Origin of the sequence: Pseudomonas sp. A-RE-19, from assembly GCF_019956555.1 — a bacterium.
Classification (GTDB): Bacteria; Pseudomonadota; Gammaproteobacteria; order Pseudomonadales; family Pseudomonadaceae; genus Aquipseudomonas.
Genome location: NZ_JAHBDQ010000071.1, coordinates 71,831 through 84,629, shown reverse-complemented (window position 1 = coordinate 84,629; position 12,799 = coordinate 71,831). Strand labels below are relative to the sequence as shown.

10 protein-coding genes are annotated in these 12,799 nt (G+C 60.8%); 3 read left to right on the top strand and 7 right to left on the bottom strand.

Going from position 1 to position 12,799, the window contains the following annotated elements:
* Window positions 1-133 precede the first annotated feature (133 nt).
* Window positions 134-1,447, top strand: coding sequence for an NAD(P)/FAD-dependent oxidoreductase (locus KGB14_RS26880; protein WP_223490415.1), 1,314 nt, complete (start codon window positions 134-136; stop codon window positions 1,445-1,447).
* A 119-nt stretch (window positions 1,448-1,566) separates the two neighbouring features.
* On the opposite strand, the gene KGB14_RS26875 is transcribed toward KGB14_RS26880, so the two are convergent.
* Complete coding sequence (locus KGB14_RS26875) at window positions 1,567-1,812, bottom strand: DUF1127 domain-containing protein (protein ID WP_223490413.1); 246 nt, start codon at window positions 1,810-1,812, stop codon at window positions 1,567-1,569.
* 179 nt (window positions 1,813-1,991) lie between these two features.
* Between KGB14_RS26875 and KGB14_RS26870 the strand changes: the two genes are divergently transcribed.
* Entirely contained in the window at window positions 1,992-3,410 is a 1,419-nt protein-coding gene (locus tag KGB14_RS26870; protein ID WP_223490411.1) for a PLP-dependent aminotransferase family protein, read from the top strand.
* Between the two features lie 4 nt (window positions 3,411-3,414).
* Here KGB14_RS26870 and KGB14_RS26865 read toward each other — a convergent pair whose 3' ends face one another.
* The 4 genes from KGB14_RS26865 to KGB14_RS26850 form a co-directional block, all read right to left on the bottom strand.
* Window positions 3,415-3,939 carry a hypothetical protein gene (locus KGB14_RS26865; RefSeq protein WP_223490409.1) on the bottom strand — a complete coding sequence of 175 codons (525 nt, stop codon included), beginning with the start codon at window positions 3,937-3,939 and terminating at the stop codon, window positions 3,415-3,417.
* A gap of 14 nt (window positions 3,940-3,953) precedes the next feature.
* Complete coding sequence (locus KGB14_RS26860; RefSeq protein WP_223490407.1) at window positions 3,954-6,395, bottom strand: fimbria/pilus outer membrane usher protein; 2,442 nt, start codon at window positions 6,393-6,395, stop codon at window positions 3,954-3,956.
* Window positions 6,395-7,099: a fimbria/pilus chaperone family protein gene (locus tag KGB14_RS26855; protein ID WP_223490398.1), complete on the bottom strand. Its 705-nt coding sequence runs from the start codon at window positions 7,097-7,099 to the stop codon at window positions 6,395-6,397. Before KGB14_RS26855 ends, KGB14_RS26860 begins: the two co-directional genes overlap by 1 nt.
* 127 nt (window positions 7,100-7,226) lie before the next feature.
* Complete coding sequence (locus KGB14_RS26850) at window positions 7,227-7,877, bottom strand: DUF1120 domain-containing protein (protein WP_223490396.1); 651 nt, start codon at window positions 7,875-7,877, stop codon at window positions 7,227-7,229.
* A gap of 230 nt (window positions 7,878-8,107) precedes the next feature.
* Between KGB14_RS26850 and KGB14_RS26845 the strand changes: the two genes are divergently transcribed.
* Window positions 8,108-9,727, top strand: coding sequence for a phospholipase D family protein (locus KGB14_RS26845; RefSeq protein ID WP_223490394.1), 1,620 nt, complete (start codon window positions 8,108-8,110; stop codon window positions 9,725-9,727).
* 89 nt (window positions 9,728-9,816) lie between these two features.
* Here the strand turns inward: KGB14_RS26845 and KGB14_RS26840 are convergent, their stop codons facing one another.
* Together KGB14_RS26840 and KGB14_RS26835 are read right to left on the bottom strand one after the other, a co-directional pair.
* Window positions 9,817-10,959 (bottom strand): MFS transporter, encoded by a 1,143-nt coding sequence (locus tag KGB14_RS26840; protein WP_223490392.1) that lies wholly within the window; start codon window positions 10,957-10,959, stop codon window positions 9,817-9,819.
* Window positions 10,960-11,141: 182 nt separating this feature from the next.
* Window positions 11,142-12,635 carry an aldehyde dehydrogenase gene (locus KGB14_RS26835; RefSeq protein WP_223490390.1) on the bottom strand — a complete coding sequence of 498 codons (1,494 nt, stop codon included), beginning with the start codon at window positions 12,633-12,635 and terminating at the stop codon, window positions 11,142-11,144.
* Window positions 12,636-12,799 lie beyond the last annotated feature (164 nt).

Below are 12,799 nucleotides of genomic sequence, written 5' to 3'. Positions count from 1 at the left end.
ATGCGGAATAGACCGGGATTCTGACGCAAAACCCCCGATCCAGACAGCGCCAACCGACCGGTGTTGCTCACGTCCGAAGCGGCAGCTTATGCTCCGTCAACTTTTTCAAACACAAGCCTCCTGGATGACGCACATGAACGCCCCCATTCAGCAACGTGCCCCGAGCCACTCGCACGCGGCCTCTTATTACGCCGCCAGCAGCCTGCCGCAACCCGATCTTGCGGTGCTCACGGGTGAGCTGATCGCGGATGTGTGCGTGGTGGGCGGCGGGTTTTCGGGGCTGAACACCGCGCTCGAACTGGCCGAACGTGGCTTCAACGTGGTGCTGCTGGAAGCGCACAAAATCGGTTGGGGCGCCAGCGGACGCAATGGCGGGCAATTGATTCGCGGCGTCGGCCATGGCCTCGATCAGTTCGCCAACGTGATTGGCGTCGAGGGTGTGCGCCAGATGAAATTGATGGGGCTGGAGGCGGTGGAAATCGTCCGACGGCGGATTGAGCGTTTTCAGATCCCTTGCGACCTGACCTGGGGCTACTGCGACCTCGCCAACAAGGCTCACGATCTGGAAGGCTTCGCCGAAGACGCCATCGAGCTGCGCAGCCTCGGTTACCGTTACGAAACCCGTCTGCTGCAAGCCAATGAAATGCACAGCGTGGTGGGCTCCGATCGCTATGTCGGCGGCTTGATCGACATGGGCTCCGGGCATCTGCATCCATTGAACCTGGCACTGGGCGAAGCGGCCGCCGCCCGGCAATTGGGCGCGAAGCTGTTCGAACAATCGGCCGTGACCCGCATCGATTACGGCCCCGAGGTCAAGGTCCACACCGCCCAGGGTTCGGTTCGCGCCAAGACGCTGGTACTGGGCTGCAACGCCTACCTCAACGATCTCAACCCGCTGCTCAGCGGCAAAGTGCTGCCCGCCGGCAGTTACATCATCGCCACCGAACCCTTGAGCGAGGAACAGGCTCATGCCTTGCTGCCGCAAAACATGGCGGTCTGCGATCAACGGGTGGCGCTGGATTATTACCGACTCTCGGCGGACCGACGCTTGCTGTTCGGCGGCGCCTGTCATTATTCGGGACGCGACCCGAAAGACATCGCCGCGTACATGCGACCGAAGATGCTGGCGGTGTTCCCGCAACTGGCCGGGGTGAAAATCGACTATCAATGGGGTGGGATGATCGGCATCGGCGCCAATCGCCTGCCGCAGATCGGTCGGCTCAAGGACCAGTCAAATGTGTATTACGCCCAGGCCTATTCCGGCCATGGCGTGAATGCCACGCACCTGGCGGGCAAGTTGTTGGCTGAGGCTATCAGTGGTCAGCAGAGCAGAGGGTTCGATCTGTTTGCCAAGGTGCCGCATATCACCTTCCCGGGTGGCAAGCATTTGCGTTCGCCATTGTTGGCGTTGGGGATGTTGTGGCATCGGATGAAGGAGTTGGTCTGAAAGATTTTCGGCGTCTGTGTCGACGTTTTCGCGGGCAAGCCTCGCTCCTACAGGGTCAAGCGTAGCCCCTGTAGGAGCGAGGCTTGCCCGCGAATGGATCTATAGACCGTCGCAATAATTCAGATCCGCCAAAAAGGCTTAAGCCCCTCGTCCCGTGCCTGCTCCCGACTCAACCCGATATCCTTGAGTTGCTCCGGCGTCAGCTCCAGCAACGCCTCGCGTGTGTGCAGACGATGCCAGAACAGCCCCCAACGACCCAGGCAGGACGGTGCGTTGCGCATGACTGCCTCGCGCGCGCCGTTCTTTTGCCCTGCCGCCAGTTCCTGACTGTGTAACGTCAGCCGCACATCGCTCAAGCCGTTCATTTTTGTCGCTCCTGTTTACTTGGGTAGCCAGAGCTTTCATGATGCGCGGACGGCGAAATGCATTACAGATTCAACGATGCCGTATTAAATCCATACAGATTTTCCGTTTCAGCCTCTGAATTACATATTTTTGCCCCATCTGTACTGGTTAACCGAATCACCCACACCGAGACTGCGCCATGACCCTCTACGTCAACCTCGCCGAATTGCTCGGCACGCGTATCGAACAGGGCTTCTATCGTCCCGGCGACCGGTTGCCCTCGGTGCGAGCGCTGAGTGTCGAACACGGGGTCAGCCTGAGCACGGTGCAACAGGCCTATCGAGTGCTCGAAGACGTGGGTCTGGCGATGCCCAAACCCAAGTCCGGCTACTTCGTGCCAGTGAGTCGCGAACTGCCGGAGCTGCCCGTGGTTGGCCGGCCAGCCCAACGACCGGTGGATATTTCGCAGTGGGATCAAGTGCTGGAACTGATTCGCGCCGTGCCGCGCAAGGATGTCGTGCAACTGGGTCGCGGCATGCCGGACATCACCACGCCGACCATGAAACCGCTGCTGCGCAACCTGGCGCGAATCAGCCGGCGGCAGGACATGCCCGGTCTGTATTACGACAACATCTACGGCACCCTCGAATTGCGCGAGCAGATCGCTCGCCTGTTGCTCGATTCCGGGTGCCAGTTGAGCGCCAACGATCTGGTGATCACTACCGGTTGCCACGAAGCGCTGTCCACCAGCATCCGGGCCATTTGCGAGCCCGGCGACATCGTGGCGGTAGATTCGCCGAGCTTTCACGGTGCCATGCAGACGCTCAAGGGCTTGGGCATGAAAGCCCTGGAAATCCCCACCGACCCGATCACCGGCATCAGCCTCGAGGCTTTGGAACTGGCGTTGGAGCAATGGCCGATCAAAGCCATACAGTTGACCCCCAACTGCAACAACCCGCTGGGCTACATCATGCCGGAGTCGCGCAAACGTGCGTTGTTGACGCTCGCACAGCGCTTCGACGTGGCGATCATCGAGGACGATGTGTATGGCGAACTGGCCTACACCTACCCGCGTCCGCGCACGATCAAGTCCTTCGATGAAGACGGTCGCGTCCTGCTTTGCAGCTCATTTTCCAAAACCCTGGCACCGGGCCTGCGCATTGGCTGGGTCGCGCCGGGTCGTTATCTGGAACGGGTGCTGCACATGAAGTACATCAGCACGGGCTCCACCGCGCCGCAACCGCAGATTGCGATTGCCGAATTTCTCAAGGCTGGGCATTTCGAACCGCATTTGCGGCGGATGCGTACGCAATACCAGCGCAATCGCGACGCGATGATCGATTGGGTCAGCCGCTATTTCCCCGCCGGCACCCGAGCCAGCCGCCCGCAAGGCAGCTTCATGCTGTGGGTCGAACTGCCAGAGGGCTTCGACACCCTGAAACTCAATCGCGCGCTGCATGACCAAGGCGTACAGATTGCCGTCGGCAGTATCTTTTCCGCCTCGGGCAAATACCGCAATTGCCTGCGGATGAACTACGCAGCCAAAATCACCCCGCAGATCGAAGAAGCGGTGCGCAAGGTCGGTGCGGCAGCGATCAGATTGCTGGCTGAAGGCTGAACGATCAGTCCAGCTGAAATCGCCCCAACGCCTGGAACGGCGTTATGTCACGAACGCGTGTCGCTTGTGGGGACAGGAGGGTTTCGATGTCCAGCTCCAGGCGCCAATGCTGGCCAGCCAGAGGCTGACCGTCGAGCCTGGGTCGGATGCGATCACCCGGCCTCAGCAGCGCTACGTTTTGCGCGCCATCGGATTCTCTAAGCCAGTTGACTGCCTGGCCATCGAGTCGTGCAGCAACCAGACGCATCTGCAGAATGCCCGGCCCGAACCGATAGTGCTGCGCGTCGACCGCCGGCGCCTCGAACCGCAGCCCCATCGGTTGCGGCTCACTGCATTGCACGTTCAAGTGCATCCGCCGACTGCCGAAGCTCAGCGCCGTGCCCCCATTCGACGCCTGCAAGCCATCACGGGTCTGCGAACCGAAATCCAGCACCATGGGATTGAGCTGCATCGTGCAATCCGCCTGCGCATGACTCGGTAGCGCAACCGGCCACAATGCCAGCAGCAGTAACCTGACAACATCTTTCATGAACATCCTCTGGATCAACTATCACCCGCCCGACAGGTCACTTCGGCGGCCTGATAAGGCGCGGTGGTTTCGGGGAGCTGGCGGGTGTCGAACTCAAGCAGGCAGCGACGATCGTCGGGCAACGTCAATTGCAGCCCAAGCCACTCGGGGGCATCGTCGAGGTACACCAGACCGGCCTCGACCACACTGGTCAGGTATACGCCATCGCTGTCGTACACCGAGCCCCCCTTGGGCACCCACTGCCCGGCCTCGGTGCGCACATGCAACATCAGCCGGCGGGCGCTGCTCAGTTTGAAGTCGAGTCGAGGCACCGCACCGCGCCCGGCTTCGATTTCCTGAAAACCATTGAGCACCTCGACATTGCGCGGCAGGCTGACGGTGTCCACTTCCAGACGGCTGCTCTGGTATGCCGGCAGGCTGGCCGCTACCGCCCTCCCGGCGCCATCGGTCCAGACCGGCCCCTGAGGCGTGCTGACTTTTACCCCGGCATCGGAGCCGACCTTCAGCAGGCCGAAGGTATCGCGCAGCGCATAGGGTGATGGTGTGAGTCCATTTTCATGAACGGCCACACCGCCGCGCAGCGCGAGGTCATAGCTGCGGGTGCCAACACTGTTGCGCGAGTAGCCGAGGTCGACACTGGTGTAACGAGGCAACAGGCTGATTCGCCCGTCGAGATTTGTCTGGCCGGTATCGGCACGTTCGGCATTGATGCTGTAGCTCGAGGTCTCGCTGACTTGTTCGTTGTAACGTGCGCCGGTGCGCATCCCCTGCTGGCCATCCTGTCGACCGTAGACCCTCAGGCTACGGTTTCGCCCGAGGGGAAAGCCAAGGGTGGCGTAAACGCCCGTACCGCGATCATCGTCACCCCGTTCGCGCTGCACATTCAGCGACAGATTGACGCCACCGAATTCCCGAGACCATGACGCACTGATCCGTGACCGATCCTGGCTACCGGCCATGGCATAGCGGGTCATCGAACCGTTGAACGCGCCCCAACGCCGATCTGAATAATTGAAAGAAGTCCCCCAATGGCGTTCTGCCCGGCCATAAGGGTCATCGCTCGGAGGTTCCGGCCCCGTGTCCGCCAAGGTCCGAAAGCCGTTATTGCGCTGAGCGGCGGTCAGGCTGGCGGACACACCGGAGCCCAACGAAGTACTGAACGTCGCCTGCAGGCTTTGGCCCTGCCCCGCTGACGCTGTACGCGAACTCAACTGCTGAATGCTCACCACCGAGTCGCGCGTCAATGCTTGTTGCAGCCCCAAGCCCAATGACTGGTAGGCGCTGCTCCCCATCCAACCGGCGGTCAATAACGAATCGGAGCCCCACTGCCAATCCTTGCTGGCGGCAAAAAACGAGGGTGTCTCGCGTTCGTCATGGGTGAACCGCCGTACCTGGCCCGCAGCGATGGCGAAGCCCGGTGGGGTCCTCCCACTCGGCGGACGCACATGGGCTGCCGGCACCCGGAAATGGCGCTGTTCGCCGCTGTCTTCGATGACCGTGACCTCAAGGTCCAGTTGAAGGCTGAGTAGAGGAAGATCACGCAAGGTGAATGGCCCTGCGGGAACCAGTGTGGTGTAAATCACGACACCACTTTGGCGCACTTCTATCCGCGACGGTGAGTAAGCCATCCCTTCGACTGCCGTTCCGACACCGAGGCCCTCCTGACTGCGCAAGGCGAACGCTGTTTCCGGCAGGACCTGAATGCCGGTAAAGGGCTCACCGGCAAACAGCGACGAATGCATATTGAGCTGGCCAAGTTGTACGTTGGCCTGATAACGCTCCCAGGTTCGCGATGCCTGGGTGTACAACGTCTCGAACCGCGTCACCCCGTCAAACGCGGTGTAATTCTGGCGACTGCGCACCACCCAGTCTCCGGCATTGAATCCCAGTTCCGTTCCCAGGTTGCGATACTGCCTGGAGGCGTCCGCGCCTGAGCTGGAAACCATCAGCGCGTCATAGTTCAAGACGCCAGCCACGCCACCTGATGCCCAGTTTCGCTGCTGCCGGGGCTGCGTGAGCAACTGATCAGTAGGGACCAAAAGCGTCACTTGCTGTTGGCCTGGAGCGAGTCGCACTTGCCCTGCGGCCAACCCTTCGGATGCTCGTAAACACGCCTTGTCGTCAGCACTGTCGGGTAACCCTGGCGGCGCAGCGATACCGGCATGATCGAGCAGGTTCGCATCAAGGCATAACTGGCCTTCACCATCGAAGGTGGCCAGCACCTGCCCCACAGACGAACCGTTGACCTGCAAGAGGACTCGCGTACGGCCGGCCTGAAAACGCGGCGAATCGCGAAAATGCTCGGCGACTTGCGGGTCGATACCCCGGGCCTCAAGCACCGAGCGATCGAATTCGATCGGCGTTTCGCCCCAGGTTTTTCCTGTCGCATCAATCACCAGAACCAGACTACCGAGCCAGCAACGTGAGTCGCCATACCAAGTCTTGCGGCGACTCATTACCGACGACTCAACGGCGCATCATGGCTGTCGACCGCGAACCCATAAGTCGTCGCGGGAAAAATCCGCACATGAGTGCCCAACGTCGACGCGGCGGCGAGTGTCAGCACTTCGCCAGGCAAGATGTAGGTGCGTCCGAGATCCAGCATCGCGCCGCCGGGGATCACACTCACCGATCTGGCGAGCCGCACCACATACGGACCGGGATTGCTCACCTGCACCTGTTCGCCAACAACACTCCAGAGCAAATGTTTCCAGGGCATGCGCTCCACCGCCAGGTTGGCCGGACGCAGGATCACCGGAATGTTCTGCCGCACGCCCAGGCTGAGCCGCGCACCGTCGGTGCCTTGGCGGGGCTTGATCCCCTCGAACACCACCCGCTTGAGGCGTTCGGTTTCCAAGGGTTTGGCGCTGCGCAAGATGAACCTGACCTGTTGGCTCTGCCCAGGCTCAACCCGCGCCACGGGCGGAGTCAGCAGCAACAGCGGCTCGTCATCCTCGGCAATGTGTTCGATCGTGCTGTAGAGCAATGCCGGTTGTTCGTCGGAGTTTTTGACATTGAGGGTCGCTTCGCCCAATGCCTCATCGACTATCACGACAGGGGTTTGCGGCACCATGCCAGCCGCCATCACAAGCGCACTGAAAAATGACAGGCACAGCGCCGCAACGGCGCCGAGCGCCTGCGAAGGTTTAGGGGGACACATGAAATTCTCCAGAAGGCATCGACCCGCACGGCGAACGCCATGCCTGTCGATGCCCGATGACGCGATAGGAAACGGCCGATAGCGATCTGCCCGTCAATCCATCAACAGCACTTTATGCCGCGTCGGCTCAGAGGTAGAACACGTCGAACGTCACCGAACCGTCGAGCGGGAAGTCGTCGGTGGTGGCGGGCAGTTCGGAGGTCGGACGAATAGCCACAGCCACTTTCATCGGAAAGACATGCAGACGTGCGGCGGCAGGGCCGGCTGCTGCGCCAGGCCCCCAGGAATAGGAAACCGGGGCGTTGGACATCAGACCGCTGACCGGAACTCGCCATACCGGATTGGCCGGAGAGCGCACCAGAAAAGTCTGTGGGGTGCCATCGGTCAGGGGCTGGCCGGTCAGCAGGCCGAAGCCGCCAATGCCGACGCCGTTCGTGCTACCGAGGCCATAGTAAAGGTGATCACCGGAGCGGTTATTGAACGTGAGGCCCGGCACCTTGGTACCACCACGATTATCCGTGACCGCAATCTCCACCGCTGCCGGTGCATCGCATGCGATTTTCAAAGTGATGTCTCGCGGCGGCAGATCGTTTTGGGTTGTCGCGCTCAACGTCGAGGAATAGATCCGCCCCAGATCGATGTTGCTGCCACCTGCGAAAGCAGGAATGCAGGACGTCGGAATGACCGTACCGCTGACGCTCAGGTCGACACTTGCCGCTTGAGCGGCGAATGGAGCGATGGTTGCCGCTAAGGCGCCCATCAAAAAAAGCTTCTTCATAAACACTTACCTGTGAATGGTTGAGAACACCAACACGTCGGATGCAGCGGAAAATTACGGCCGTCTTCCGACACGTCGAATACCCGGAGATCATTCCGCTTTCTGTAGGTCTTTTATGTAGGAGAAGTCGCTATATCAATTGGGCGTCCGCGACAGCATCTGTAGTTCTTTCGGTTCCTTCGGCGAGGGAGCCGATCAACCGGCGTCAGGTCACCACATGTGAGGTCCCAATGCCGTGCCATACTTCGGTCGACTCCGACGCGAGAAATCCTGCCTTGATACTCATCCCGGTCCGGCCCTTCGCTTTGTTGCTCGCCTTGCTGCTCGGCAGTTGCACCAGCCTTGATACCGTTCGCGAGTCGAGTCAGGCCCTGCCAGCGACGGATTCGGCATTCGGCCGTTCGATCCAGGCCCAGGCTGCCCCCCATGAGGGTCAATCGGGCTTTCGCTTGCTCTCCGATAGCGCCGAGGCCTTCACCGCGCGGGCCGAGCTGATTCGCAACGCCCAAAGCAGCCTTGATTTGCAGTACTACATCGTCCACGACGGCATCAGCACGCGGATATTGGTGAACGAACTGCTCAAGGCCGCCGACCGTGGAGTGCGGGTGCGGATTCTGCTCGACGACACCACCAGCGATGGTCTGGACCGGATCATCGCGACCCTCGCCGCACATCCGAAGATTCAGATCCGTGTGTTCAATCCGCTGCACCTGGGCCGCAGCACCGTCGTTACCCGAACGATGGGCCGGCTGTTCAACCTGTCGCAGCAACATCGCCGCATGCACAACAAACTGTGGGTGGCGGACAACAGCGCGGCGATCGTTGGCGGGCGCAACCTGGGGGACGAGTATTTCGATGCCGAGCCCAAAATGAATTTCACCGATATCGATATGCTCAGTGTCGGCCCGGTTGCGGAGCAGTTGGGGCATAGCTTCGATCAGTACTGGAACAGCGCTCTGAGCAAGCCGATCGAGCAGTTTCTCTCGAGCAAGCCGACAGCCAGGGATCTGAAAAACACCCGGACTCGCCTGGACGAATCCCTGGAGGAAACGCGCAAACAGAATCACGCGCTCTATCAGCAGTTGATGACCTACACCACTCACCCGCGCCTGGACATCTGGCGCCGGGAGTTGATCTGGGCCTGGAACCAGGCGCTGTGGGACGCACCGAGCAAGGTGCTGGCCGACGGCGAACCGGACCCGCACTTGCTGCTGACCACCCAGTTGGCGCCCGAACTCAATGGGGTCAGCAAGGAGCTGATCATGGTCTCGGCCTACATGGTGCCCGGCCAACCGGGGCTGGTGTACCTGACCGGTCGCGCCGATGCCGGCGTGTCGGTCCGCTTGCTGACCAATTCACTGGAAGCCACCGATGTACCGGCCACGCACGGGGGTTACGCGCCTTATCGAAAAGCCTTGCTGGATCATGGTGTGCAGCTGTTCGAATTACGCCGTCAGCCCGGCGACAACGGTGACGGCGGCAGCGGACCGCGCCTGTTTCACAGCGGGGCCTACCGTAGTTCCGATTCCAGCCTGCACAGCAAGGCGATGATTTTCGACCAACAGAAAGCCTTCATCGGCTCGTTCAATTTCGACCCGCGCTCGGTACTGTGGAACACCGAAGTCGGGGTGCTGGTGGACAACCCGCAGCTCGCCGGACGGGTGCGCGAACTGGCACTGGAGGGTATGGCACCGCCCCTCAGCTATCAGGCCCGGCTGGAAAAGGGTCAGATCGTCTGGGTCACCGAAGATGACGGCAAGCCGCACACATTGACCAAAGAACCGGGAAGTTGGTGGCAGCATTTCAATTCATGGCTCAGCAGCATGGTCGGCCTGGAGCGGATGTTGTAGCTTGAATGGCCAGGATTGCAGCCTTCGGCAGCTCCTACAGGGGATTGCATTTCAACTGTAGGAGCTGCCGAAGGCTGCGATCTTTTGATCTATGCCGGCTGCACCACACCAAACGCCCCTTGCCGCGACACCAGAATCACCAACCCCAACGCGCCCGCCGCCATCAGCAACGGCAAGGCATGCCCGCTGATCCACTGGCTGCCGGCACCGGCTGCCAAGGGCCCGATCAGACAACCAATGCCCCACAGCTGCGCGATATGGGCATTGGCTCGCACCAGCGCATCATCGCGATAACGCTCGCCGATCAAGATCAGCGACAAGGTGAACAAGCCACCGGCACTGGCGCCAAACAACACCCACAGCGGCCAGATCAACAGCGTATCGATCAGCAACGGAATCGCCAGGCTCGACAGCAGCAAGAGCATCGCGCAACCGGTAAACAACGTACGCCGCGACAAGCGATCGGCCAGCGCGCCAATCGGCAATTGCAGCAAGGCATCACCCACTACCACAGTACTCACCATCGCCAAGGCGATTTCCGTGGTGAAGCCCTGACGCAGGCAGTAGACCGGCAACAAGGTCAGGATCATCGCTTCAAATGCCGCGAACAGCGATACCGCCCAGGCAATCGCCGGCAAGCCGCGGCAGAAGGTCAATAAGTCACCGAGGGTTACGCTGCAGGCTTCACTGGTCGGTGCGCCGCTGCGGCCCAGCAGCAGGAAGGGTGAGGTCATCAGTAAACCGACGCCGACCCAGAAACCATAATCGTGCTCGGTGCCCAACGCACCCAACAGCAATGGCCCGGCCAACTGACTCAGCGCATAGCTACTGCCATACAACGCCACCAGTCGACCGCGCCATTGCTCGACCACCAGTTGGTTGATCCAGCTTTCGCCGAGGATGAAGACGAGGGTCAGGATCACCCCGATCATCAACCGCAACACCAGCCAGACTGGATAACTCGGCCACACTGCCAGCAAGCCGATGGTCACCGCTCCGGCCCACAGACAAAGGCGCATCAGATTGGCCGTGCCGAGACGCGCCGCGAGGTGGCTGGAAATTTTTGCCCCCAGCAGTACGCCAATGGCCGGCATCGCCGCCATCACGCCGATCGCGAACGAGCCATAACCCCAGCCTTCCAGACGCAGCGACACCAACGGCATGCTGACCCCCAGGGCCAGGCCGACACTCAAGACAGACGCCAAAACGGCGAAATAAGTCGCCCAACGCATGTTCCACACTCCTGTGGATATTTTATGTGCAGCGCAAAACACTGTGGGAGCGAGCCTGCTCGCGATGACGGAGCAACATTCAACATTGACGTCGACTGTCATACCGCTATCGCGAGCAGGCTCGCTCCCACAAGGGATCTATGTTGCAGCGGGCCCCGATATGAACCGGGGCCCGCTACACATTACAACTTGATCCAGGTCGCCTTCAGCTCGGTGTACTTGTCGAAAGCGTGCAGCGACTTGTCGCGACCGTTGCCGGACTGTTTGAAGCCACCGAACGGCGCGGTCATGTCGCCACCGTCGTACTGGTTGACCCACACGCTACCGGCGCGCAAAGCCTTGGCGGTGAGATGAGCCTTGGAGATGTCGGCGGTCCAGACTGCAGCGGCCAGGCCGTAAGGCGTGTCGTTGGCGATCTGGATGGCTTCTTCAGCGCTGTCGAAGGTGATGACCGACAACACCGGGCCGAAGATTTCTTCCTGAGCAATTTTCATCGCGTTGCTCACGCCATCGAAAATCGTCGGTTCAACGTAAGTGCCACCGGTCTCCTGAAGAATGCGCTTGCCGCCGACCACCAGTTTGGCGCCATCGGTGTGACCGGATTCGATGTAGGACAGCACGGTGTTCATCTGCTGGGTATCCACCAGCGCACCGACGTTGGTCGCAGGGTCCAGCGGATTGCCAGGCTTCCAGGCCTTGAGGGCTTCGATCACCAGCGGCAGGAATTTGTCTTTGATCGAACGCTCGACCAGCAGGCGCGAACCGGCGGTGCAGACTTCGCCCTGGTTGAAGGCGATGGCACCAGCGGCGGCTTCGGCGGCGGCTTGCAGGTCCGGCGCATCGGCGAACACGATGTTCGGGCTCTTGCCGCCGGCTTCCAGCCAGACGCGCTTCATGTTCGATTCGCCGGAGTAGATCAGCAGTTGCTTGGCGATCCTGGTCGAACCGGTGAACACCAACGTATCGACGTCGTTGTGCAAGGCCAGGGCTTTGCCGACGGTGTGACCGTAACCCGGCAACACGTTCAGCACACCTTTCGGAATACCGGCTTCAACCGCCAGCGCCGCAATGCGGATCGCGGTCAGCGGCGACTTTTCAGACGGTTTAAGGATCACCGAGTTACCGGTGGACAGCGCCGGCCCGAGCTTCCAGCAGGCCATCATCAACGGGAAGTTCCACGGCACGATCGCGCCGACCACGCCGACCGGCTCGCGAGTCACCAGGCCCAACTGATCGTGCGGCGTGGCGGCGACTTCGTCGTAGATCTTGTCGATGGCTTCACCGCTCCAGCTCAGGGCTTGCGCCGCGCCGGGAACGTCGATGTACAGGGAATCGCTGATTGGCTTGCCCATGTCCAGGGTTTCGAGCAGGGCCAGTTCTTCGGCGTGCTGTTTCAGCAGGCCGGCAAAACGGATCATGGTGGCTTTGCGTTTGGTTGGCGCCAGACGCGACCAGGCACCGGAATTGAAAGTGGCGCGGGCGTTGTCCACGGCACGCTGGGCATCGGCGGCATCACAGCTGGAAATCTTGCCCAGCAGACGGCCATCGACCGGGCTGATGCACTCGAAGGTCTCACCGGAGACTGCATCGGTGTATTCGCCATTGATGTAGGCGCGGCCTTCGATCTTCAGATCGCGAGCCCGTTGTTCCCAGTCGGCACGAGTCAGGGTGGTCATTCGAGTGTCCTCCTCTTATTGAATACGAGTGCCCCGCGTTCTATGCGGGTGCGGTCAGGAATTCTGCCCGGCCAGCCTGCTTTTTCGGCCCAAGGCAACCACCACCCTAAACCAGTGGCCGGGGTTGTTTCAATATATTTGACATAAGGCCGGCAAACGACCTT

Bases quoted from the DNA above. Each gene is read 5' to 3' on its own strand.
- KGB14_RS26850 (WP_223490396.1), bottom strand. From the start codon at position 7,877: ATGAAGAAGCTTTTTTTGATGGGCGCCTTAGCGGCAACCATCGCTCCA.
- KGB14_RS26875 (WP_223490413.1), bottom strand. From the start codon at position 1,812: ATGAACGGCTTGAGCGATGTGCGGCTGACGTTACACAGTCAGGAACTG.
- KGB14_RS26835 (WP_223490390.1), bottom strand. From the start codon at position 12,635: ATGACCACCCTGACTCGTGCCGACTGGGAACAACGGGCTCGCGATCTG.
- KGB14_RS26840 (WP_223490392.1), bottom strand. From the start codon at position 10,959: ATGCGTTGGGCGACTTATTTCGCCGTTTTGGCGTCTGTCTTGAGTGTC.
- KGB14_RS26860 (WP_223490407.1), bottom strand. From the start codon at position 6,395: ATGAGTCGCCGCAAGACTTGGTATGGCGACTCACGTTGCTGGCTCGGT.
- KGB14_RS26855 (WP_223490398.1), bottom strand. From the start codon at position 7,099: ATGTGTCCCCCTAAACCTTCGCAGGCGCTCGGCGCCGTTGCGGCGCTG.
- KGB14_RS26865 (WP_223490409.1), bottom strand. From the start codon at position 3,939: ATGAAAGATGTTGTCAGGTTACTGCTGCTGGCATTGTGGCCGGTTGCG.
- KGB14_RS26845 (WP_223490394.1), top strand. From the start codon at position 8,108: ATGCCGTGCCATACTTCGGTCGACTCCGACGCGAGAAATCCTGCCTTG.
- KGB14_RS26880 (WP_223490415.1), top strand. From the start codon at position 134: ATGAACGCCCCCATTCAGCAACGTGCCCCGAGCCACTCGCACGCGGCC.
- KGB14_RS26870 (WP_223490411.1), top strand. From the start codon at position 1,992: ATGACCCTCTACGTCAACCTCGCCGAATTGCTCGGCACGCGTATCGAA.